Genomic DNA, 22,946 nt, shown 5'->3' on the forward strand with positions numbered 1-22,946 from the left:
GCTCAACGTCCCATGAAAGTCGGCACGGCCAGCGCCTGGCCATCCCGGCGTGTGCCCCACCAGTACAGAAAATAGCCAGACGCATCCGCGAGGTGGTCATGGCCGGACGACTTGTCGATCTGGTTGCCATCATCGACATAGGCAAGCTTCGTGTAGGCATCGATCGACTTGACGCAGGACGGATCGACGAATGCCGACCTGGTGCCGTCCGCGGCCTCGAACAGCCTGTTCATCACATTTACCCTGTCCCTAAGCGATGGATGCGAACTCATTGCACAGACTTTGAAACCTGCTTCGCGCAGGATGCTGATATCGGTCCGGCCGAAGGCAGAACTCCTGCGCTGCTGTCCGGCGGGATCGGGATAGACCGAGATGTGCTCGACCGAGACGACACCGTCATGCCGCAGGCGACCATGCCGGCTGCGCAGAACCGACACCATCTCGTCGGTGTTCGACGTTCCCAACACGATCTCGCCCGTCTGCCACAGCGCGGTTCCGGCCTGCTGCCAGATCGTGGCCGTCATCGGATTGACGTTGAAATCCATCCCGACGTGAATGCGTCCGTCGTCGGCTCTGGGGGCCGGTCGGACACTGTGCTCGCGTGAGAATCCATATAGCACTCGGCCGGCGAAGCTTTCGAAGCTGGCTTCGTACTCCTGACGATAGGTGCGCGCATCGAGGAGCTCCCGCGCATCCGCCAATTCGCGTGCACTGACCTGCCCGCCCTCCTCGGTCGTGAATCTGAACGATCTGTGGTCGTCGCGGCCGCCGTCGAGGCCACGTCGATAGAACTCGTGGAAGTGATTGTGCCCCTTCGGCGTACCGACGAAGAGCGCATGCCCCTCGCTCGTCGACAACATCGGCCGGATCGTCTCCGACCACGCCTCCGGCCGCGTATCGGCCCACTCGTCGCCGGCAAAAAACCAAAGTCCCGCACCGCGCAGCGAGTCATGCGCGTCCAGACCGACCACCCGGACGCGATGCCCGCTGACCAGCGTGATCGAGCAGGTCGACTCACTCGGCTTCGCCGCCATCCACTCCCGCGGCAATACGGTCTTCAGCCGACCCCACATCACCCGCCTCGCCTGAAGGAAATTCGGGGCTCCGTACCAGATCTCGTTCTCCGTCGGTACGCGATGCGCGACCGCCAGCCGTACAGCGCGCCGCAATTCCTCGCCGATCAGAAAGGTGTTGTGGGTCGGGATGAACTGCTCGCCGCACAGATACTGGCTCGACGGACTGTCGACCTGCAGACACCGCACCGCGCGCGACACAACAGTCGTCACCGACACCACCCGCCGGCTCAGATGGGCATCCGGATCGGTGTCAATGATGCTGTCGTCGCCCTTGAGCATCACCACCACTCCACAGGACGCCGCCAGTGTCACAAGGTCCTGTCGCCGACCGTCCAGCACGATCCGCCCGTCCACGAACCGGCCATCCCTGCAAATGACCTTTCTCAGCTCCCGCTGCCGCCCTTTCAGGCTCCGGCGCATCACCGGCGCCGCCGTCGCGACCGCGCAATATGCGCCACGGTCGAGCATGTCTGCGATGTCCCCGGTCTCGGCCACCCTGGTGACCGCGTTGTTGATCGTCACCGGCCAGAGATGATCGACATCACACACGATCCGGCTACCGTCCGAGAACGCAACCTCCCGGCACGGCCTGTCCAGCATCACCCCAGTGACTGCCGTCACCCGGCAGAGCGCGCCGGTCTCATCGAACAGAACGTCGCCGACCTCGATCTCCGCCATGCGCCGGAATCCACCCGGGATCGGAATCAATGTTTCTACGTCGAGTGCCTTGCCGAAGCGACGGCCGCACACCGCAACGCGGAAGCGGGCATCCGGCTGCCATCCGGCGGAATAGATCTGGTGCTGGGCCGGAGTGAGCCGACGCGTCAGGCTCAAGAAGGATACTGCATGACAGACGGATCCTCATCCCTGACGATCGAGCGCAGGATTGCACCCAGATCGTCAGCCTCCGGCTTGCCTGCAGCGGCCCTGGTCGCGACAGGACCGCTCTGGCGCATCAGCATCATCAACAGCGGATCGCTATATTTGCGGACACGACCGCCGTTGTTGCTCTTCGCCTGGCCGCCTGCACCGATCAGGATGCCAGTCACCGCGCGGCGACGCGCCTCTGCATAGAGCAGGTCCTGCGCATCCTCCATCGCCTGCGCATAGGCATCGGCGAAGTCGGAATCGGCGAGCAGAAGTCCGCCGACATGCTTGCGGGCGAGTCCTGCCGCGCGGCAACTCAGACCGACATTGCCGGTCCGGGAAAGCGACTGCAGGAAGCGCACGATCGCGCCTTCCTTTGCTTCGGTCTTGCGAAGTCCGGTCATCGGCATTCTCACGCACCTCGATGCGGCTGGTGGCGACGTCCGGTTGAGTGCGCCGCGGCGACAAGATTGCTGGCCAGGACAGCGGTGTCCTCATAGCGTCGCATCGAGAGCTCGATGCGCAGACCCTGCTGCGCACGGCCAAGCAGATGGCGCGACACCGAACCGATCCGGCTACACGCGCTCTTGGCGACGCGATAGATCGGAAAACAGCGGATCACCAAATCCTGCGATGTCATCGGCAGGTCCGCGTATCCGGTCCAGTCTTCGGAAACGATGTCCGAGCGATGTCGCTGCGGAGGGGCACACAGCATGGGCAGTACATGAACCTCGTCCTCGAGGTTCTTCACAACCACGTATCTTCCTTGCGATACAAGAACGACGTCACCACAGTGAAAGCGGCAGACCTGATTGTAGGCCATAAGATGACGACCCTTTTTTAGGATGACCCTGAAAGGAGAAGGGCGAATACTTCCGGCGATCGAACGTCACTGCTTTTGAAATGATCAAATCGAATATGTGGGAAACCTACCCCGTTTCAAAGGGCGCCGAGGCAAACCCTGGCCGGCGCCCGCATGAGGGCTTCCCAGCTGATCGGATGGCCCACCGGAAGCGGGGCATCCCCGGCCGCCTGCCGGGCAGGCGTGCACGAGTCACTGTGCTTCTTCATGGCGATCATTTTCGCCCGGCGCTGGATGAAGCTCCGGCTGACGCCGAGATTGCTCGCCGCCTTCCGGATCGTGCCGCCTTTGTGATCGAGCAGCGCAGCAAGCTTGGCGTCCATTTCCACAGACCAATCGAGCGGACGAGGCATCGTAAACCTTCTGTTAGGATTGACGCCCTAATGCTGACAAAGCGTCAGTTTCGGTACAAGCAGCATTTGGTTTTTCGAGCGATCCTGTTTCCTCCCGCACCGAGGCTGCCGCTCTGGCAGCGCCTTGCGCTGGTCAAACAATGCCCGTTCGATGCCTCCTGGCACCGTTAGTTCATGATATGTTCTCTCTAACAAAATTGCAAAACAAACCGTCTTTCCGACCCGTAATCTTTTGGAGATTCAATTTCCGCGCCGCAATGAGGCGCAGGCTTGCCCGAGTTTCCCATCCTGTGGCACATGACACACACGTGTGGCATCTACGCCGCAGACCTGCATCACATTCTGATAATCGGTCTCCAAAACATCGTTCGCAAGCTCGATGTCGGACGACTTGCCACGAGATGTCGCGGACTGGAGGGCATCCTCCGTCGCATGCATCTCCTTGAGGCTGTCGAGGCAGGACGGGCTCGCCTCGTCAGGCCGCTCCCGCAGGACGCTCAGAATCTGCTGGATGCGAGCATCCGCCGGGCCCGCCGGCTGGGCCCGGGCCGCGGTCACGGACAACGCCAGCACGATCGCCGGGCCAAGCATCTTACGCACAACGACCAAGACCATTCTCTCACCTGCATCACCGCGGCCGTAGACAGTCGCGTGGGGACATAGAATGGCATCGCAGCCGGTGCTATGACAGGCCCATCTTTGCAGCGCTCGTTGGCTGCCTCCGGCAGCACCATCGGCGAGCGTGTGCCCAGCGCCCGCAGACGACGTCGTGCTGGTCTCGCCGGACGGCATCGACGTCGCGTTCGGGGCGGCCGAGCTGATCGTCGCCGGCCGCCCGGCACGGATACTCGGCGGCGGCACCCGGGCCTGGCACGATGCCGGACGCTGGCTTGAGGCCGGACTCGACGTAAAGACAGCCCCGTCCCCTTCCGACGATGTTACAAGCGCCCATATGAAGGTACAGACAATGCGGCCGCCGCGATGTAGGCCTACCTCGACTGGGAGTTCGGCCCCGTCGCACAATTGGAGCGCAACGGAATGTACGGCTTCACCGTCCTGACGCAAACGACAACGTCAGGATGTGAGGTGGTCCGAACCACGCGCCTCACGTTCGCGGTCGGGCGTCACCAGACGATGGCTGAAACCTGGGGCGGCATCGCCACGGCACGCCGCTCCGATGCGATCCGCACGACGGCGGCGCAGCAGTGCATTATGCCACCAAGCCTCGGAACGACGACATTACACCGTGCCCGGTCACCTCATTTCGCAAACATTCTCAGACAGCCTCTGAGGCACCGGAGGCATTGCCCTTCGGGCTGATTGCCGCGAGGGCGGTTTCGATGTCTCCCGCGCACCCGATGGTAAGCGCCTGTAGCCTGGCAAGCCGCTGGTCGACATCGTCTTCGCCGACGATCACGCTCAGGCTACCCAGGATACGGCGGTCCGAGGAGAACACCGGCGCCGCGATGCCGACCCGATCCGGGTCGATCTCATGACGGGTGACGACCACTCCGGCTCGTCGCATCGAGGCGAGAGTCTCACGGAAACTCGCCAGGTCCCTACCCATTTCGGTCTCCGCGATCGTGGCTGCATTGCGCTGGTAAAGTCGCTTGAGTTGCCGTGGCGGCAAATGGGCAAGAATGATCTTGGAGGTCGCCCCGCGAAACAGCGGCATCGGTCGCCCGCGCGCATAGCTCACCTGCGGCTGCGGCCCACGCCCCACCACCTGATGCACGCAGATGACCTTGTCTTCGAAGACGCGCGCGAGCACGGCCGTGGAGCCGTCTGGAGCATAGGTGACGAGATCTGCCATCACCGGCCGCGCCGCCGCCAGCAGTGGATCGGTCAGACGGATCTGCCGGTCGTACTGGATGAAGGCCGGCCCAAGCACGTACTGGCCCGGCGTCTCCGTGGCGAGGAAGCCTGCCTCGCACAGTGTGGCGAAGTAGCGATAGACGCTGCTGACCGAGACATCGAGCGCCTCGGCCGCGTCATCCACACCCCAGACCGGCCGCTCGAGGGTGAACAATCCGATGACACTGACCAGTCGATCAGGCGCGGCCATAACCAACTCCGCTGACAGGGGTGGCCCACGACGGGAGGGCCCGGATGCTTTGACGATGACGCATGCCTCGATCAATCACGCGCCCCCGACGCGGTCAACGCGCCACGCTCCGGATCGGAGAGCCGGGGCGGGTAAGCGGCGAGGAAGGCGACCGCCGCCCGCGACGCGACCCGGGCGCGTTCGGACGCTGCGGGCGCAGGAATCACACCCCAGAGCAGTTGCTCGTGAAAGGACATGTCGCACAGCGCCTTGAAGTGGCCGACGGCAAGCTCGTCCCATGACGCGGCAAGAGCATGCCGGGCGGCAATGCCTGCGAGGTTGCGGTCGAGATGCGTCGTCACCTGACCAGGACCGTTTTCCCAGAAGATGCGAGCGATGTCCGGATGACGGCGACTCTCGGCGACGACCAGCCGGCTGACCTCGATCACCGCAGGAGCCAGCGCGAGATCGAGATAGACCTCCCCGAGTGCCTCGAGATCCCGCACGAGCGACGTTCCGGCCGGCCGGAACCCTTCCAGTGCTGCGAACGGCGCCTCGCCCACCTCCCGCACGAAGGCGGCGAACAGGTCGGCCTTCGAGGCGAACAGGCGATACAGCGTGGTTTTCGAGCCACCGAGCTCGGCAGAGATTTGGGCCATCGAGACGTCGGCGTAGCCGTGATCGAGAAAGGCGGCGGCCGCGATGCGAAGGATGTCACGGCGTCTATCCGCCGGGCTCGCGCGGCGACGGCGACCGGAAGGGAGGACGGGTTTCACTTGACTTACTGCTCCTCCACAATGATACAGGACTGTACGGTCATGGCCAGAAACGAGGCGACCGCACCAAGAATCATAAACGAACGTTCAAGGAGAAGACATATGCCGGATGGTGCAGCCCGCCTGTCAGCTGGCGAACCGCGGGCCACGAGCGCGGAGCCCTGGAGCAAGCAGAACCCGTTCCTGCAGGGGCCGTTCGAACCGCTGTTCAACGAGGTTTCGATCCGCAGCCTCGAAGTCATCGGCCGTATTCCAATGGAGCTCGATGGCGCGCTGTACCGCACCGGCTCCAACCAGCACATGCGCCCCGCGAATCCCGATCTGTTTCATTGGTTCGATGGGGACGGCATGGTACATGCCTTCCACCTGCGCGACGGCAAGGCCGGCTACTGCAACCGCTTCGTCGAAACCGACGGGCTAAAGCTCGAACGCGCGGCCGGGCGCCCAATCTATAATGGAATCTACGGGCATTCCGGCGTCAGACAGGCGCCGCTGCCGCCAGGCGCGCCGCGAATCAAGACCGTGGCCGGAATTAACGTCATCTCGCTTGCCGGTCGCGTGATGACGATGCACGAGGCGGACAGCTTCTATTGGCACCTCGACGCGGACTCGCTCGATACGCTTGGAAAGTTCGATTTCGGCGGACGCTTCAAGTCGATGCTGACCGCGCATCCGCATGTCGATCCGGCGACTGGCGACCTGCTCGTCTATGGACTGAACTACGACGAGATGTATGTCGAGTGCATGTCGATTGGCAACATGGGACAGGTCAACAGCCATGTCCGCACGTCGATGCCGATCACACCTTTCGTGCATGATTTCATCTTTACCGAGAATTACTACGTCTTTTTCTTTGGCCCGATCCGCTGGCGTCCGTATGCGGCCGACACGGTCCTCGCTGGCAACAGCGCGTTCAGCTTCGATCGCGGCAGCCCGACCCGCATTCTGCTGTTGCATCGCAAGACGGGCGTGGCGAAGTGGCTCGAAGCGCGGTCGTTCACCTGTGACCATTATCTCAACGCCTACGAGCTGGGCGACAAGATCATCGTGGATGCCACGGTGACCGAGACGCTCGACCCGAACGCAGACATCCGCCCCGAGGAATTCTTTCCCTTTCCCCTGGTCGATAAGCCGTCGCCATTCTCCGGCCCGCAGCTCTGGCGGATCGAGATCGATCTCGCACGGGAAACGGTTTCCGACCGGCGTATCGGTGAGTTTGCGGCCGAGTTCGTCCGGCCTAACGAGAGTGTGATGGGCCGCCCGCACCGTTACGGCTACATGGCCGGCGTCCACAATCCCGGGCCGCAGACACACGGTTTCAACTGCCTCATCAAGCACGACTACCTGTCCGGACGCACGCAATACCAGCATCTGTCCAGCGAGATCGAAATGACGCCTGGCGAGCCGGTGTTCGTGCCGCGCGACGGCGGCGAAGACGAGGATGACGGCTGGATCATGGCGATCTGGTACGATCCGCGCCGCAATGCCAGCGAGATGACAATCCTCGCGGCGCAGGACTTCGACGGCGAACCTGTGGCGCGCATCAAGCTCGATCACCGCGTGCCGCTGGGCTTCCACGGCAACTGGATCGCGCGCACCTCGCTCCGTTAGGAGTTCGTGTCCCCGCCCGCGGGCGCCTGCGAGGGCGCCCGCGACAGCGCCGGCACCTGCGGACACCATCCCCGCTCCGCCGCTATGCCCCTTCGGTCGTGACCGTCCGAGAGAACATCCGCGGCTTGAGGCTAAATAGCTATCTGGGTGCGATTATCGTCTGTATGTAGGTATGTTTTTCTCATTATAAGCCATTATTGACTGCTGGGCCCGATCCGTTCTACGCGTGGTGCAACGACAATGGTGACGCTTGAACCGTCCCGCACGAGACGCTCCGGGGAAGAAACATGCAGATCACAGCGGCGTGGGATTCACGCTACGAAAAGAAAGCCATCGTACTGCTCTGCCTGGGCTTCGGCCTGGTCGGACTGGACCGGTTCATGATCATGCCGCTGTTCCCGGTCATACAGCGTGCCCTGCACCTGTCCTACCGCGACCTCGGGCTCGTCACCGGGGCATTGTCGATCTCCTGGGGCATCGCCGCACTGGTCGCGAGCCGTATTTCCGACCGGATTGGCCATCGACAGGTTCTGGTGGTCTCTCTGCTGGTGTTCTCCCTGCTGGCCGGCCTCAGCGGCCTGGCCACCAGCCTGCTCGCCCTGGTGGCGATCCGCGCGGTCATGGGGCTCGCAGAGGGCGCCTTCACGCCGTCGAGCCTGGCTGCGACGGTGGAGGCGGCCAAGCCGCAGCGTCACGGGCTGATGCTCGGCGTCCAGCAGGCGGCGATGCCACTGTTCGGCATGGCGCTGGCACCGATCCTTGCCACACAACTGCTCAATGTCCTCGACTGGCGCTATGCCTTCCTGATCGTCGTGCCCCCCGGCCTGCTCGTTGCCTGGGCGATGTCGCGGATCATCCGCAACCCCGTCACCGTCAAGGGGGCCTCGAGCGCGACACGCCGGGCGGACCCCACGCCCGAAGCCCACAGGCTGCCGAGCGTCTACAGCTATCGGAACGTGCGGCTCAACATCCTCGGCATGTTCTGCTGGCTGACCTGCCTCAACGTGCTGACCGCGATGATGCCGAGCTATCTGATCGACGGGCTGCATTACGGAATGCAGCAGATGGGCTTCGTGCTTTCGGCGATGGGGCTGGGCTGCGCGCTGGGCTCGTTCGTCCTGCTTGGCCTGTCCGATCGGCTCGGACGCAAGACCGTCCTGCTCGGCAGCGCAGGAGCCACCGCACTTGCCGTGGCCGCGCTGTCGCAGGTTTCGAGCCCGGGCTGGGTGTTCATATTTCTCGCCATCGCCTGCTTTTTCAATTTTGGCGCGCTGACCCTGACCACCGGGCCCTTGAGCGCGGAATCGGTGCCCCCGGCCCTGGTCGCCAGTGCCTGCGGCGTGGCGGTGGGCTTCGGCGAGATCTTCGGGGGTGGTGTGGCGCCGATGCTCGCCGGCATGGTCGCCTCGCAATGGGGCATCGGGCATATTTTTGCGCTCGCCATCGCTGCGATGGTGATCGGCCTGGTGATCGCCTCGCTGCTGCGCGAGACCACGCCCGAAACCGCAGAAGTGCAACTGGTCGCCGAGATGCCGCCGGGTGTGCCAGGGGAATGAGAGTCAGGCTGCCGCGCCCTGTGTGCGGAACAGACGCGGCGAGCGGCCGACATGCTGGGTAAAGAACCTTGAGAAATAGGCGGGATCGCTGAAACCCAGCCCGTAGGCGACCGCCTTGACGGACAGGTTGGAATACAGCAGCGCCCGCCTCGCTTCGAGCAGCGTGCGCTGGTCGATCAGCGCTGATGGCGGGGCACCGGCGACGGCGAGACAGGCCGAACGCAACTGGTACACACTCACCGAAAGCGCGTCGGCATAAGCATCGACAGTCTCGCGCAGCCTGTAACGCTCCTCGATCCGCGCGCGCAGACGCGCCACCAGCGCCTGTTGCGGCCCGACCGCCGGGCGGTCGCGTCTGGCATCCGGATCGAGACCGCGCAGGGCAATCACCATCAGATCGAGCAGACCGGCCTCGATCGCGGCACGATGACCCGGCTTGGCCCAGGCATATTCAGCCAGCAGATCGCCGATCCGATGGGCGAGTCGTGCGGCGAGGGCGTCATCGACGGCGATCACCGCGACATCGTCGAACAGCCCTCGCAATTCGGAGTCGTGGAGGATCATCTGGCGAAAATGTGCCGTCGACAGGGTAATCACCGCGCCGGTTGATTCGCGCTGCCACTCGAATCCATGCGCGGTGGCGGCCGGGACGACGATCAGCGCCGGAGCGGCGAGCGTAATCGTGTCCGATTCGGCGTGCAGGACGCCGCCGCCCTGCGCGATATGGAAGATATGGCTCAGATCGGCATGGGTGTGCCGGTGGATGGTCCATTCGCTGGGACGCGAGCGGTCGTCGAGAGATTCGATGTGTACGAAATCGCCGTGTACTGCCCGGTGCGGCTCGCCGTAAAGGTAGAACAGCGGCAGCGCGCCATCGCCGTTCATCGTACGCCCTCCTCATCTCGCTGTCGCTCCGCACGGCATAGACCTCACCTCAGAAAAGTCCAAGTTTTCTGCTCGAGCGTCCATTCCTGGGCGACCCTCTTTCTGCTGAATTGCAAGCAACGAGAAAGAGCGGCGAGGGCGCCGCGGAGGATGTTCAATATGCGCACCCAGGTCGCCATCATCGGCGCCGGACCGGCCGGCATGTTTCTCGCCCATCTGTTGCATGCCGAGGGCATCGCCAGCATCGTCATCGAGCGTCGCGACCGCCGGTATGTCGAGGGCCGCGTGCGGGCGGGCGTGCTCGAACACATCACCGTCGATCTGATGCGACGCCTCGGCATCGACGCCCGACTGCGCGAGCACGGCCAGGTGCATCGTGGCACCAATCTCTCCCTCGACGGCCGGCTGATCCACATCGACATGGCTGCGCTGACCGGCGGCCGAACGGTGACCGTCTACGGTCAGCAGGAGGTGATGCGCGATCTGTTCGATGCCGCCGAAGCGCGCGAGTTGCCGATCGTGTGGAATGCTGCCGATGTCGTCTGTGAAGGTCTGCAGGGGAACACTCCAACCGTCAGCTGGAATGATCGCGACGGTCGGCACACGCTCGCCTGCGACTTCGTCGTCGGATGCGACGGGTTTCATGGCGTGTCGCGCGGCGCGATCCCGGCTGAGCGGCGGCAGAGCTTCGAACGCGTCTATCCGTTCGGCTGGCTCGGCATCCTCGCTGATGTGCCGCCCGCCGGCCACGAACTGGTCTATGCCAATCACGAGCGCGGCTTCGCTCTCGCCTCGATGCGCTCGACGACGCGCAGCCGCTACTATATCCAGTGCGGGCTCAACGAACGCATCGAGGACTGGTCCGACGAGCTGTTCTGGGATGAGTTGCGCCTGCGCCTCGGGCCGGAGGTCGCCGCGCGCGTCACTCCGGGGCCATCCTTCGAGAAGAGCATCGCCCCGCTGCGCGCCTTCGTCTGCGAGCCGATGCGCTGGGGCCGGCTGTTCCTGGCCGGGGATGCCGCCCATATCGTGCCGCCGACCGGGGCGAAGGGCATGAATCTCGCTGTCTCCGACGTGCTGATCCTGGCCGAGGGGCTTGGCGAGCATTATCGCGGCTCGTCCGCCGGCATCGACACCTATTCGCAACGGGCGCTGGCGCGCGTGTGGAAGGCCGAGCGGTTCTCGTGGTGGTTCACCTCGATCACGCATCGCTTTCCCGACATGGACGGTTTCGACCGACGCGTGCAGATCGCCGAGCTGGACTATCTGAGCGGCTCGCCGGCAGCGCAGCGCGCTCTGGCGGAGAACTATGTCGGCCTGCCGCTGGCCGCCTGAGCCGCCCCAGGAAGCAGGATAACATGCAGAGGGAGGACACCATGCAGGATGTCATCGGCTACAGACCTGAGGATGCCGGCGCGACGCCATCGCTGTTTGCTGATTACCGTTCGACGGTAAGGCGCAGCCCGCAGCGCGAGCTGATCCGCATTCCATACACGCTGAGCGAAGTCACCGGCCCGGCCGGATGCTGGGAGCGGCTGATGGGCACCGCACTGGCCGACCTGACCACACAGCACAGGGACGCTCCCCTGGGTCAGCGAATCATCGTCAGCGGACGCGTGCTCGACGAGAACGCCCGGCCTGTGCCGAACACAGTGGTCGAGATCTGGCAGGCCAATGCCGCCGGCCGCTACATCCATATTCGCGACCAGTGGGACGCGCCGATCGACCCCAATTTCACCGGCGCGGGCCGGGCGATCACCGATGCCGAGGGACGCTACCGGTTCGTCACCATCCGCCCCGGCGCCTACCCTTGGGGAAACCATCGCAATGCCTGGCGGCCGGCACATATCCATCTGTCACTGCTCGGGCCGGCGTTTGCCACCCGGCTGGTCACGCAGTTGTATTTTCCCGATGATCCACTGATCGAGATCGACCCGATCGCCAACGCGGTACCGATGCCCTATCGCAACCGGCTGGTGGCGCGCTTCGACATCGCCACCACGGTGCCGAACTGGGCGCTCGGCTATCTGTTCGACATCATTCTGAAAGGACGCGCGCAGACACCGTTCGAGGACCACGACCATGCACACTGAGAGCCCCGATCTGGAGACGCGCAACGTGGCACCCCGGCAGGACAATCTGGATCCGGCCCTGTTCGGACAGACGCCGTCGCAGACCGTGGGGCCGTATTTCCACTACGGACTCCCATGGAAGGGCGCGGCTGACCTGGTGGGGGCCTCGGAGATGGGTGCCCGCCCCGACCTGTTTCCGGCCGAGCATTATGTGCTGGCCGTCGCCCGCGAGCATCCCGCGCCGCTCGGCGAGGTGGTCGAATTGCGCGGCCGGGTGCTCGATGGCGAGGGTCAGGCGGTGGTCGATGCGATGGTCGAGATCTGGCAGGCGAATGCGAACGGTCGCTATGCCAGCCCATCAGACCCGCGAGACGAGGTGCCACTCGATCCGAATTTCATCGGTTTCGGCCGCACCGCGACCGATGCGACCGGCGTCTGGCGCTTCCGCACCATCCGTCCCGGCCGCGTACCCGGCCCCGGCAACAGCCTCCAGGCGCCACATGTTGCGGTTTCGGTGTTCGGCCGCGGCCTGCTGACCCGGCTGGCGACGCGGATCTACTTCGAGGACGGCGAGGGCAACGACACCGACCCCGTGCTCGCGGCGGTCCCGGCCGAGCGACGCGCCACGCTGATCGCCCATCGCGATCCCGGCGGCGCCTGGGTGCGCGACATCGTGTTGCAGGGCGCCGACGAGACAGCGTTCTTCGCGCTGTGAGCCATTATCTCGGTATGCGGCCCTGGGCGACGCCGGCGATGCGCGACGTCTTTTCCGACGAGCACGTCCTGCGTCACGCGCTCGCCTTCGAGGCCGCCCTGGCCCGCGCCCAGCTCGCCGAAGAGCTGATTGACGCCAGCGCCGCGCAGGCGATCGGCACCGCATGCGACACGCTCGCGCCCGACCCCGCCGAACTGGCCGAACAGGCCGCTTTCGCCGGCACGCTGGCGATCCCGCTGGTGACCAGTCTGCGCCAGCACCTCGGTGACCACCCCGCCGCCAGGCTGGTCCATCTGGGCGCGACCAGCCAGGACCTCGCCGACACCGTGCTGATGTGCCAGGTCAAGGCGGCCCACGCCGTGCTGCTCCCCGATCTCGAACGGCTTTGTGCCGCCCTGGCCGGGCTCGCCCGGGAGCACGCGGCGTGCCCAGCGATCGGCCGCACGCTGCTGCAGGATGCGACGGCGGTGGGCTTCGGGTTGCGGCTGGCGCAGGCGCTCGCCGGGATCGATTTCGCCTGGGCGCAGCTCGATGCCGCGATCGCCACGCATGCACGGCTGCAACTCGGCGGTGCCGCGGGAAGCCGTGCCGGGCTGCAGGGACGCGGCGCGGCGATCGCGCAACGAGTGGCAGCCGCGCTGGAACTCGCGGCCGGGCCACCCTGGCATGCGCAGCGCGTCGGCGTCGGCGCCATCGCCTCGGCACTGGGATTGCTGATCGGCGCCGTAGGCAAGCCGGCACGCGACATCGCGCTGCTGGCGCAGAACGCGATCGGCGAGGCACAGGAGCCACGGATCGCTGGGCGGGGCGGCTCGTCGGCGATGGCTCACAAGCGCAACCCGACCGGCTGCCAGGTCGCACTCTCGGCGGCGATCCGCGCGCCAGGCCTGGTCGCCTCTGTGCTGGGCGGCCTGCCGCAGGAGCAGGAGCGCGGCCTGGGCGGCTGGCAGGCTGAAGCGCCGGTGCTGGCAGAACTGTTCGGCCTGGTCTCGGCAAGCCTTGCGGCGATGGCCGTCGTCGCCGGCGGCCTGGAGGTCAATCAGGCTGCGATCGCCGCCAATCTGGAGGCGAGCGGGCTCGACGCGGAGATCGGCGAGAGCGTGGCTATCGTCAACGCCCTGCTGGCCAGCCTTCGGAGATCCTGACCTTGCCGTTCACGATACGCGACGGGGTACGCCTCTACTGGCGGCTCGAAGGCTCACCGGATCGGCCGCCGCTGGTGCTGCTGAACTCGATCGGCACCGACCATGCCCTGTGGGATCCGGCGATGCCGGGGCTGCTGCGGGCGTTCCGCACCCTGCGCATCGACACGCGGGGGCACGGCGCCTCGGATGCGCCGGCCGAAGACTACAGCCTGGCGATGCTGGCTGCCGACACCGCGGCGGTGATGGCGGACGCAGGTCTCGGCCGGGCCGCCATCGCCGGCGTGTCGCTCGGCGGGATGATGGCGATGCAGCTTGCGCTCGACCACCCCGCCCGGGTATCGGCGCTGGCGCTGATCTGCACCTCCGCGACGATGGATGCGGCGGCATGGGCGGCGCGGGTGGAGACAGTACATCGGCAGGGTACCGGTCCGATCGCGGCCATGGCGGTGGGGCGGTTTCTTTCACCGGCCTTCGCCGCACGGCATCCCGAGATCGTCGCAGGGATGCAGGATGCGATCGCGCGCCAGAACTCCGCCGGCTACGCGGGCGCAGCGGCGGCAATCCGCGACATGCAGTTGATCGACCGGCTGGGCGCGATCGACGTACCGACACTGGTCGTCACCGGCTCGAACGACATTTCAACTCCGCTCGATCCGCATGGCGCGCGGCTGTTGGCCGCGATTGCGGGCGCACGCCATCTCGGGCTCGATTCGGCGCATCTGCCACCGGTCGAGGCGCCGGACGCGCTGGTGGCCGGGCTTCGCGGCCTGCTGTGCGCCGATCCAGCGCGAGACGCGGCGATGGACGCGCTGTTCGAGGCGGGACTGCGCAACCGCAGGCGGGTGCTGGGCGACGCCTGGGTGGATCGCTCGCTCGCCGGTCGGACCGAGTTCAACGCCGATTTTCAGGCGATGATCACCCGCGTCGCGTGGAACGAGATCTGGGGCCGGCCGGGGCTGGACGATCGCACGCGACGCCTGCTGGTGGTGGCGATCACCGCCTCGCTTGGCCGCTGGGAGGAGTTCAACTTGCATGTGCGTACCGGGCTCGCCGCGGCCGGATTCACCTGCGACGAGCTCAAGGAGGTGCTGATGCAGACGGCGATCTATGCCGGCGTACCGGCCGCCAACACCGCCTTCGCCGAAGCCGGGCGGATCATCGCCGAACTGCAGTCCAGTCAGAACGGATGAATATACTGCATGTTGATCTGCATGCCGGACGTCACGTTACGGGTCACGACGGGCACATAGACGTTGAAATTCAGCTTGTTCTGCGGTCCGAACTGGGTCGAGAAGCCCGGACCTAGATAGAGCACCGTTGTTCGGCTGTCGGTGACGGCGACACCGTTGGTCCGGTTGTCCTGGACCTGGGTCAGCACAAAGCCGTTCAGACCCAGGCTGAAATGCTCGAACACCGCATAGGAGCCGGCGAAATTGGCCTCGATCGCGTCGCCGGCCCGGCCGTGACGAAAGGAGAAACCGGGAAAGGATGGCGGATTCGACGCGTGATCGGTCGAGAAATTATGAAAATACTGCAGCCGCGAGCTCAACTCCCAGCGCGGAGCCGGCAGCCAGGTCATCGCGAGGTAGGGATTGAGCGTCCAGTAGCCAGAAGACTGGTTGACGTCTTTCGACGGATCGAAACCACCGCTTGGGCCGATCACGTCAAAGGCAAATCGCCAGTCGAACACCGGCCGATGCCCCGCCAGGGTCGGAAACGCCTGATAGACGACGCCGAACGTGACATCACCGAAGCCGGTGCCGTTGCCTTCCAGACTCTGACCCGCCGCACCCGCACCGGAGACGAGGCCGACGACAGGCACCAGCACCTCGGCGCCGAGCAGACCGCCCGGAACCTTCAGCGGCGAGGCGTAGCTGAAATGAAACACGTTCGTGTAGGACTGGATATATGGTCGGTCGAACCGCGACGAGTCATCGCCGTGCTGATCGTGAATGGCGGTGAAGTCGTTGACGTGGAGATAATCGAGAAACGTGAAGCCTGGCTTCTGCGGCCCGAAGCCGTCGAAGAAGCTCGTCGCCCCCTGATTGTTGCCCGAGAACAATTGCACCGTCAGCGGCAGCGGGGCGGCGGCGGTCACGCCCGTCGTCGTTTGAGCCTCCGCCGGAACAACCGTCGCGCAGGTCAGTATGGCTGTGCACGCGCCGACGACGCGCCCACACCCGGATCCGAGAAGAGTCACGATATCCTCCGACGTTTCTTGATTGTTTTGTAGTCGCGCGCGGCATCGAGCGCCGCGCGCAGCAGGCCGATTCAGATCGGATAGTGTCGCGGAGTTGTTTGAATCGACAGCAAGCGCAGTTCGGTGAACTCTGCCACCCCGGCCGCGCCGCCGAAGCGGCCATAGCCGGAGTTCTTGGTTCCGCCGAACGGCATCTGGGGCTCGTCGTGCACCGTCGGCCCGTTGATGTGGCAGATACCGCTACGGATCTGCCGCGCGACTTGCCAGGCTCGAGCAACGTCGCGTCCGAACACCGCCGCCGACAGGCCGAATTCGGTATCATTTGCCACGCGCACGGCATCCTCCACGGAGCTGACCCTGACCACCGTGGTGACGGGCCCAAAACTCTCCTCGCCGTAAATGCGCATCTGCGGTTGGACGTGATCCACGATGGTGGCCGCCATCAGCGTGCCGTCGTCCCTCGCCCCTCCGGCCGGAATCGAGGCACCCTTTGCACGCGCATCCTCGACGAGCTCGTGCACCCGACGAGCGGCATTCGGATCGATCAGCGCACCGAGCTCGGCCTTACCGACGAGCGGATCGCTGACGCGAAGTGCGTTGGTACGCGCAGCGAATTTCGCGACGAAGGCATCGGCGACGCGCTGGTCGACAACGATACGTTCGGTCGACATGCAGATCTGGCCCTGGTTCATGAAGGCGCCGAAGATTGCCGCATCCGCCGCGGCGTCGAGATCGGCATCGTCGAGCACGATCATGGGCGCCTTGCCGCCAAGCTCGAGCAGCACCGGTTTGAGAACCTTCGCCGCTTTCTCGGCAATGATGCGCCCGACCTTGGTCGAGCCGGTGAAGTTGATCCGCCTGACCGCCGGATGGTCAATCAGCGCCTCCACGACCGCGCCGGCGTCGGCCGGTGCGTTGGTGATCACGTTCACGATGCCGTCGCCCAGGCCGGCCTCGACCAGGATCTCCCCGATGAGGATATGCAGCGATGGGCAGGCTTCGGAGGCCTTCAGCACCACGGTATTGCCGCAGGCCAGGGGCATCGCGATCGCGCGAACGCCGAGGATCAACGGCGCATTCCACGGCGCGATGCCGACACAGACGCCGGCGGGCTGGCGAACGGTCATCACCAGTGCCCCCGGTACGTCGGACGGGATCACCTGCCCATCGACGTGCGTCGTCATCCCCGCAGCCTCGCGCAGGACGTTGGCGGATTCGGCAACATTGAAGCCGATCCAGGCGGCGGTGGCACCTGTCTCCAACGCGGCGCGCCGGATGAACTCGTCGCAGCTTGCATCGAGGAGGTCGGCCGCGCGCAACAGCAGCCGGCGCCGTTCGGAAGGTCCTGTCTGCGACCAACTCTCGAAAGCCGCCTGCGCGGCATCGGCCGCGGCGCGTGCATCGTCCGGCGTCGCCGCCGCGAAGCGCGTCACTATGTCGCCGGAAACCGGATTGGCGCGCGACGCGACCGCACCGTCCCGCGCGCTCACGCAGCGACCGCCGATCAGCAGCTTGGTTTCGATCACCGCCTGTTCCGGACGGCGCGGGTGTAAATGTTCGACATGGACATTCATGACGCTCTCCTTGGTGTTCAGTCCGGTTGCGCCCGGATCATCTTCTTTGCTGTTGTCAACTTACCGACATGCTGGCAGCCGGAGCAGGCACACCCTCGACCTGGACGTCATCGACCGTCGACGACAACTCCGAGGCGGCCCAGGTCGAGGCAACAAGGGCCTCGACCTGGCGCGCGATCGCGTCGGCGTGTGTCAGCACGACACGAGCCGCGACATAGCGGTCCGGACGCAGCAGCAAGGCCACGCCGGAAGGCAGTTCCGCCTCCCGGGGTTCCGTGTCGCCAGGTTCGAGGATGACGGTGACGCCCGAGCCCGCGACAAGACGGCTGTCGGGCGGCGGCGCGCCGGCAGGAAGCAGGGCGATGCGCCGAACACCAAGCTTCGACCAGACCGGCTGGTCCAGCGCGACCAGACCGGCAAGTGCATTGGCGTCGCGCAGGACGAGGCTGAATCCGTCACCCAGCACGTCGTCAAGAAGGCAACGTTGCCCGTCGGTCGTGATGATCTCGGGTTGTGGGATCAACCGACCGACCAGACCGGCACCGTCATCGGCAAGGATAAAGCCTTCGGCGAAGAACGGCTTGGGCTTGTACTTCATCTCAGCGACATAGTCGCGCGCCTTGGGCCAGATCGCGAGCGCACGAAACGCGCTTCGTGTCGCAAGACCGTGCAGTCTTGAACGTGGCGACATGATCTTACCCATGCGCAGGGCTAGACGGATCATCTCCCACAGGTGGCGGGACCGCTCCCGTTCATATGTCGCCAGCACTCCCGGACCAAGAACGCCCCGGGTGACGGCGGCGAGCTTCCAGGCGAGATTCTGGGCGTCGCGCAAGCCGCTGTTCATGCCCTGCCCCGCGAAAGGCGGCGTCAGATGCGCGGCGTCGCCGGCCAGGAACACGCGGCCACGCGACCACGACGATGCGGCCCGTGCGTGGAAGCGATAGACGACCTTGCGACGCAAGGTCGCGCCGGGATCGGCACCGTGACTGCGCAGCAGGTGGTCTACCATCTCGGGCGCGAGGAGGTCCGCATCGCTCTCTCCGTTGAGCAGCTTGAACTCGAACCGCCTCGTCCGGTCGGGGCCCGGCAGCGTGATGCAGGGCCGCGACGGGTCGCAGTAGACTTCGGTGTGCTTGATGGTGTTGGTGTTGTTTTCCAGATCGACGATCAGCCAGCGCTCCTCGAACGTCGTTCCCCGCAGCTGGAAGCCGAGCTTCTCGCGCACCTTGCTCCACGCACCGTCACAGCCTACGATATAGGCGCTTTTAATGATTTTTGTGCTGCCACCGACGTCTTCGAGATGCACGACAACGCCGTCGCTAGTTTCCTCAAATGTTTCCATCGTCCAGCCATACAGCCGATCGACCTGCGAGAAGCGCAACAGGCCGTCACGCAACTGCTGTTCGAGGATTGGCTGGCGGAACGCATTTCGCCGTGGATAACCATACGGTCGCCCTGTCGGCTCCACCTTGACGAACGGCCTGCGATCGGGGCCGTAGTAGATCGATCCATAGCCGGCAACAACGTGCTCGAGCACCTCGTTGACGATGCCGATATTCTGCAGCGTACGGAGGGATTCATCGTCGATCGAGACGGCGCGGGGCTCCTGTACCGTGGTCAGATTGCGTTCCACGATGGCACATCGCACGCCGTAGCAGCCGAGCAGATTGACAAGGGCCAAGCCGATAGGCCCGCTGCCGATGACGATGACGTCGTAATGATGAGTGGCCAGCATATGCACCTCCCGCACAACGGCGGTGAGCTCGTGTTTACTCGTCGGCGATGGTGTTGATCAGCAGGCCGACCCGGTCGATCTCGACTTCGACGACGTCGCCGGGCTTCATCCAGACGGGCGGCTTGCGCTTGGCACCCACCCCGCCCGGCGTGCCGCTCACGATGACATCACCCGGCGCCAGCGGCGTGAATGACGAGGCATATTCGATAAGCGTCGGAATATCGAAGATCATGTCACCGAAGACGGCGTCCTGCATGACCTCCCCGTTCAGACGTGTCTGCAGGCGCAGGGATGCGAGATCGCCGACCTCGTCGGGCGTCACCAGCATCGGCCCGAAGGCGCCCGTCTGCGGAAAGTTCTTCCCGGGGCTGAACTGATGCGTGTGCCACTGCCAGTCACGGATGCTGCCGTCATTGTAGCAGCTGTAGCCGGCGACATACGACCAGGCCTCGGCGGCTGGAATATAGCGCCCGGGCTTGCCGATGATCACCGCGAGCTCCCCTTCGTAGTCGAGCTGTGTCGAGACCTTCGGACGCAGGATCGGACAGCCATGGCCCGTCTGGCTGTCGGCGACGCGGAGGAAGATGGTCGGATGCGCAACTTCCGCGCGTCCCGTTTCCTTGCGGTGCTTTTCATAGTTCAGGCCCACGCAGATGATTTTCGACGGCTCGGGTATGACGGGTAGCCACGCCAGATCCCCGACGTCATAGCGATGCGCCTCGACCTTGTGCATCGCCAGCGCCTTCAGATCGCCCGTGGCGATGGCTGCACTCAGGTCGGGCACGCGATGGGCAAGCAGCGCGCCGAGATCGCAGAAGGTATTGTCCTCGATGATCCCCCAGCTCGGTCGCCCGGCTATGGTGACACTGGCAAATTTCATGACTGTCGTTTCCGTCCTGCTGCCGCGCGCGATGCGCGCAGGTTGATCCCCATCGCGCGTCAGTCGCGGTAGATCGCCTTGCCCCACATGTTCAGGGTGCGATCCTCGGCCGGCCAGGTGTGACTGGGCCTGTCGTAGATGACCTCCAGCTCGGCGCTGATCTCGATCCAGTTGCGATCCGGATCCTCGACGAAAATGAACAGGTTGTTGCCGGGTCCATGGCGTCCCGGCCCCCAGACGATGGGAACGTGATGTTCGCCCATGCGATCGCACCATTCTTTCAGCACCGACCAGTCTCCCGCCTCGAAGCTGAAATGGTCGATGCCCTGGCGGCCACGACGGAAGCAGGCCAGCGTGTGATGCTCGTGATTGGAGCGCGTCCAGAGCGCAAGCGTACGTCCGTCCGAAGCCCGCGCGTAGTCGCTGGTGATGAACCCAAGCTTGCCGACGTAGAATCCCTCGATCGCATCGGGATCACGCGAGGCCAGCGTGAGGTGTTGCAGCGGACCACGCACGCCTTTCGAAGCGGTCTGATGGGAGGACAGCCCGAACACGACCAGATTGCCGTCGTCGTCGCGCACGCCGAACGCCTCGTCACCGAACCAGTGGCCCTCGGGCGGCAGGATTTCCAGCTGCTCGGCCTCCACGCGCGCGCGCATCATGGCCAGCGCATCCGCATCGCGGCAGGCAAATCCCGCCGATGCCAGACCCCGGTCACCGGCAATGAAGGCCATCCGCCGCATCGGCCCTTCGCAGATCCAGACATCGCCCTCCTGCCGGGCGGGCATGTTCATCACGTCGGCATAGAAGACCGCCATTTTTGCCGGATCGGGACTGCGCAGGACCATGTGATGCAGGTATGCCCCCGCCTTCACAGCATCGTTCACCTGGACTCTCCTCACTATTGAGGCGTGATATGGTATAAATAGAGAGTCCGGTCAAGCCGTATTCGCACAATACGCGAATCAACGACATATGAAGCCGGCTGGATGACATGGATCTCGCGGGCTCCCGTGAGAGATCCAGGGCACGGTAGCGAGCACGAATTCGGCACTTTTCATGACGAGGGCGGATAGAGCCGCCTGCCGCAGTGAGGCATGGTGCGCGTGACGACCCAAGGATGTGGTCAAGGATGACCTGGCGGATCGCTGGCAGACTGGATTGGTGTGGAGGATCTGGTCGGTGGGAGATGCCGCCGGGCGAATTCAAATCCGATTCACCATCAAAATCATATCATGATGGTGAAATCCGGTGCCGCCGGCGTCGCTCTGGCGGCCGGTCCCCTGCGCCCGTCACCAGTCTGCGGCCGCCGCCCGGACCCGCTCCGCAAGATAGTCAATCCAGGCCCGCAGCCGGGCGGTGGGCCGACGCGTCGGGTGGCTGACGGCGTAGGCCGCACCCATGTCGGCTAGCGGTACGTCGATGACGATCTCGACCAGCTGGCCGGCCCTCAGCGCATCGGCGGCGACAAATCGCGGACCGTAGAGCAGGCCCTGCCCGCCGATCGCGGCCGTCATCAGCACATGCCCGTTATCGGCCGCCAGCGGCCCGCGCACCGCGACGCGCATACTGCCGTCGCGTCCGAACCGCCACAGCGAAGGCGACGTCCGTTCCGAAAGCACATAGCCCAGACAGTCGTGACCGCCGAGCTCGCTCGCCAGGCGCGGCGTTCCCCGCCGCCGCAGATAGGCGGGGGCCGCGCACAGGACAAGGCGCATGTCGGCGAGCTTGCGCGCCACCAGCGTGCTGTCGTCGAGATGACCGATCCGGATCGCCATGTCCCAGCGCTCGTCGAGCAGATCGACGACGCGGTCGTTCAGGCCGAGTTCGATGCTCACGTTCGGATAGCGCTCGGTGAAGCCAGGCAGCATGTCGGCGAGATGCATCATGCCGAACACCGCCGGGGCGGTGACCCGCAAGGGTCCCTCCACCGCGACCGTGACCGCGGACGCCTCGGCCTCGGCCTCAGCCAGATCGCTCAGCACGCGCTCCGACCTCTCGAGGAAATGGCGGCCGGCCTCCGTCAGCGACAGCCGCCGCGTCGTCCTCAGCAGCAGGGTGGTGCCGAGACGGGCTTCCAACGCCTCCAGATGCCTGACCGCCATCGTCGGCGAGATGCCCAGGCTCCGCGCCGCGGCGGACAGGCTGCCGAGACGCACTGCGCTGATGAAGGTTTCGAGGCCCGTCAGACGATCCGGCATGGGATTTCACACTCTGGGTTCATGCTCATGTTCGAATTGACATGGTTATCGCGGTTTTTGGATAGGCTTATCGTCATTTGCACAGGAGAGACGTCCGAGGAGCCCACAGGAACCCATGCCTGCCCCCGCCGCAAAACAGCCGACCTTGTTCATCCCCCATGGTGGCGGGCCATGCTTCTTCATGGACGACCCGCGCCAGGTCTGGACCAGCCTGGGTCGGTTCCTGCAGACCCTGTCCGTCTCGCTGCCGGCGCGCCCTCGCGCGATCCTGCTCGTCTCCGGACATTGGGAAACCCGTGTACCGCCCGCAGATTGTGAGACACCGATCTGAAGCCTACGCGGCGACGGCCGCGAGTGGAAGCTGCGCGGCGCGGATTGCGGCCGGTGGCCG

Annotated in this window: 21 protein-coding genes; 7 read left to right on the forward strand and 14 right to left on the reverse strand. The window is 65.0% G+C overall.

Annotated features, from left to right (window positions below):
- Positions 1-2: 2 nt before the first annotated feature.
- The 7 genes from FHR90_RS14130 to FHR90_RS14160 form a co-directional block, all read right to left on the reverse strand.
- Complete coding sequence (locus FHR90_RS14130; RefSeq protein WP_176621613.1) at positions 3-1,910, reverse strand: hypothetical protein; 1,908 nt, start codon at positions 1,908-1,910, stop codon at positions 3-5.
- Entirely contained in the window at positions 1,907-2,347 is a 441-nt protein-coding gene (locus tag FHR90_RS14135) for a hypothetical protein (protein ID WP_183275435.1), read from the reverse strand. Before FHR90_RS14135 ends, FHR90_RS14130 begins: the two co-directional genes overlap by 4 nt.
- 8 nt (positions 2,348-2,355) lie before the next feature.
- On the reverse strand, positions 2,356-2,766 hold the full coding sequence (locus FHR90_RS14140; RefSeq protein WP_176621615.1) for a hypothetical protein: 411 nt from the start codon (positions 2,764-2,766) through the stop codon (positions 2,356-2,358).
- Between the two features lie 116 nt (positions 2,767-2,882).
- Positions 2,883-3,158, reverse strand: coding sequence for a hypothetical protein (locus tag FHR90_RS14145; RefSeq protein ID WP_176621616.1), 276 nt, complete (start codon positions 3,156-3,158; stop codon positions 2,883-2,885).
- A gap of 240 nt (positions 3,159-3,398) precedes the next feature.
- Entirely contained in the window at positions 3,399-3,767 is a 369-nt protein-coding gene (locus FHR90_RS14150; protein WP_176621617.1) for a hypothetical protein, read from the reverse strand.
- 667 nt (positions 3,768-4,434) lie between these two features.
- Complete coding sequence (locus FHR90_RS14155) at positions 4,435-5,223, reverse strand: IclR family transcriptional regulator (protein ID WP_176621618.1); 789 nt, start codon at positions 5,221-5,223, stop codon at positions 4,435-4,437.
- Between the two features lie 71 nt (positions 5,224-5,294).
- Complete coding sequence (locus tag FHR90_RS14160) at positions 5,295-5,978, reverse strand: TetR/AcrR family transcriptional regulator (RefSeq protein ID WP_176621619.1); 684 nt, start codon at positions 5,976-5,978, stop codon at positions 5,295-5,297.
- Positions 5,979-6,080: 102 nt separating this feature from the next.
- Between FHR90_RS14160 and FHR90_RS14165 the strand changes: the two genes are divergently transcribed.
- Together FHR90_RS14165 and FHR90_RS14170 are read left to right on the forward strand one after the other, a co-directional pair.
- On the forward strand, positions 6,081-7,589 hold the full coding sequence (locus tag FHR90_RS14165) for a carotenoid oxygenase family protein (RefSeq protein WP_221188285.1): 1,509 nt from the start codon (positions 6,081-6,083) through the stop codon (positions 7,587-7,589).
- A gap of 287 nt (positions 7,590-7,876) precedes the next feature.
- Positions 7,877-9,145, forward strand: coding sequence for an MFS transporter (locus tag FHR90_RS14170; protein ID WP_176621621.1), 1,269 nt, complete (start codon positions 7,877-7,879; stop codon positions 9,143-9,145).
- A gap of 3 nt (positions 9,146-9,148) precedes the next feature.
- Here the strand turns inward: FHR90_RS14170 and FHR90_RS14175 are convergent, their stop codons facing one another.
- Positions 9,149-10,030, reverse strand: a complete 882-nt coding sequence (locus tag FHR90_RS14175) for a helix-turn-helix domain-containing protein (RefSeq protein WP_176621622.1) — start codon at positions 10,028-10,030, stop codon at positions 9,149-9,151.
- A gap of 159 nt (positions 10,031-10,189) precedes the next feature.
- On the opposite strand from FHR90_RS14175, the gene pobA reads away from it, so the two are divergent.
- The 5 genes from pobA to pcaDC are packed head-to-tail and all read left to right on the forward strand — an operon-like array spanning position 10,190 to position 15,152.
- The gene (pobA, locus tag FHR90_RS14180) at positions 10,190-11,365 is read left to right on the forward strand and encodes a 4-hydroxybenzoate 3-monooxygenase (RefSeq protein ID WP_176621623.1); all 1,176 of its coding nucleotides are present in this window, start codon (positions 10,190-10,192) and stop codon (positions 11,363-11,365) included.
- Positions 11,366-11,406: 41 nt separating this feature from the next.
- Positions 11,407-12,123: a protocatechuate 3,4-dioxygenase subunit beta gene (pcaH, locus tag FHR90_RS14185; RefSeq protein WP_176621624.1), complete on the forward strand. Its 717-nt coding sequence runs from the start codon at positions 11,407-11,409 to the stop codon at positions 12,121-12,123.
- A complete protein-coding gene (gene pcaG / locus FHR90_RS14190) occupies positions 12,113-12,817 on the forward strand; it encodes a protocatechuate 3,4-dioxygenase subunit alpha (protein WP_176621625.1) in 705 nt (234 codons plus the stop codon). Before pcaH ends, pcaG begins: the two co-directional genes overlap by 11 nt.
- Positions 12,814-13,962, forward strand: a complete 1,149-nt coding sequence (locus FHR90_RS14195) for a lyase family protein (RefSeq protein WP_221188286.1) — start codon at positions 12,814-12,816, stop codon at positions 13,960-13,962. The genes pcaG and FHR90_RS14195 overlap by 4 nt, the downstream gene beginning before the upstream one ends.
- 2 nt (positions 13,963-13,964) lie before the next feature.
- Complete coding sequence (gene pcaDC / locus FHR90_RS17860) at positions 13,965-15,152, forward strand: bifunctional 3-oxoadipate enol-lactonase/4-carboxymuconolactone decarboxylase PcaDC (RefSeq protein WP_176622947.1); 1,188 nt, start codon at positions 13,965-13,967, stop codon at positions 15,150-15,152.
- Here the strand turns inward: pcaDC and FHR90_RS14205 are convergent.
- From FHR90_RS14205 to FHR90_RS14230, 6 genes are all read right to left on the reverse strand, one after another.
- Positions 15,140-16,060, reverse strand: coding sequence for a SphA family protein (locus tag FHR90_RS14205; protein WP_176622945.1), 921 nt, complete (start codon positions 16,058-16,060; stop codon positions 15,140-15,142). The genes pcaDC and FHR90_RS14205 overlap by 13 nt on opposite strands.
- Before the next feature lie 173 nt (positions 16,061-16,233).
- A complete protein-coding gene (locus tag FHR90_RS14210) occupies positions 16,234-17,736 on the reverse strand; it encodes an aldehyde dehydrogenase (protein ID WP_176622943.1) in 1,503 nt (500 codons plus the stop codon).
- A gap of 55 nt (positions 17,737-17,791) precedes the next feature.
- Positions 17,792-19,474: a bifunctional 3-(3-hydroxy-phenyl)propionate/3-hydroxycinnamic acid hydroxylase gene (locus FHR90_RS14215; protein ID WP_176622941.1), complete on the reverse strand. Its 1,683-nt coding sequence runs from the start codon at positions 19,472-19,474 to the stop codon at positions 17,792-17,794.
- A gap of 34 nt (positions 19,475-19,508) precedes the next feature.
- Entirely contained in the window at positions 19,509-20,441 is a 933-nt protein-coding gene (locus FHR90_RS14220; protein WP_266152826.1) for a fumarylacetoacetate hydrolase family protein, read from the reverse strand.
- Positions 20,414-21,241 (reverse strand): VOC family protein, encoded by an 828-nt coding sequence (locus FHR90_RS14225; protein ID WP_218061980.1) that lies wholly within the window; start codon positions 21,239-21,241, stop codon positions 20,414-20,416. The genes FHR90_RS14220 and FHR90_RS14225 overlap by 28 nt, the downstream gene beginning before the upstream one ends.
- Positions 21,242-21,646: 405 nt before the next feature.
- Positions 21,647-22,555 (reverse strand): LysR family transcriptional regulator, encoded by a 909-nt coding sequence (locus FHR90_RS14230; protein ID WP_176622939.1) that lies wholly within the window; start codon positions 22,553-22,555, stop codon positions 21,647-21,649.
- Positions 22,556-22,946 lie beyond the last annotated feature (391 nt).

It is taken from the genome of Endobacter medicaginis (assembly GCF_014192375.1).
In the GTDB taxonomy this organism is placed as follows: Bacteria; Pseudomonadota; Alphaproteobacteria; order Acetobacterales; family Acetobacteraceae; genus Endobacter; species Endobacter medicaginis.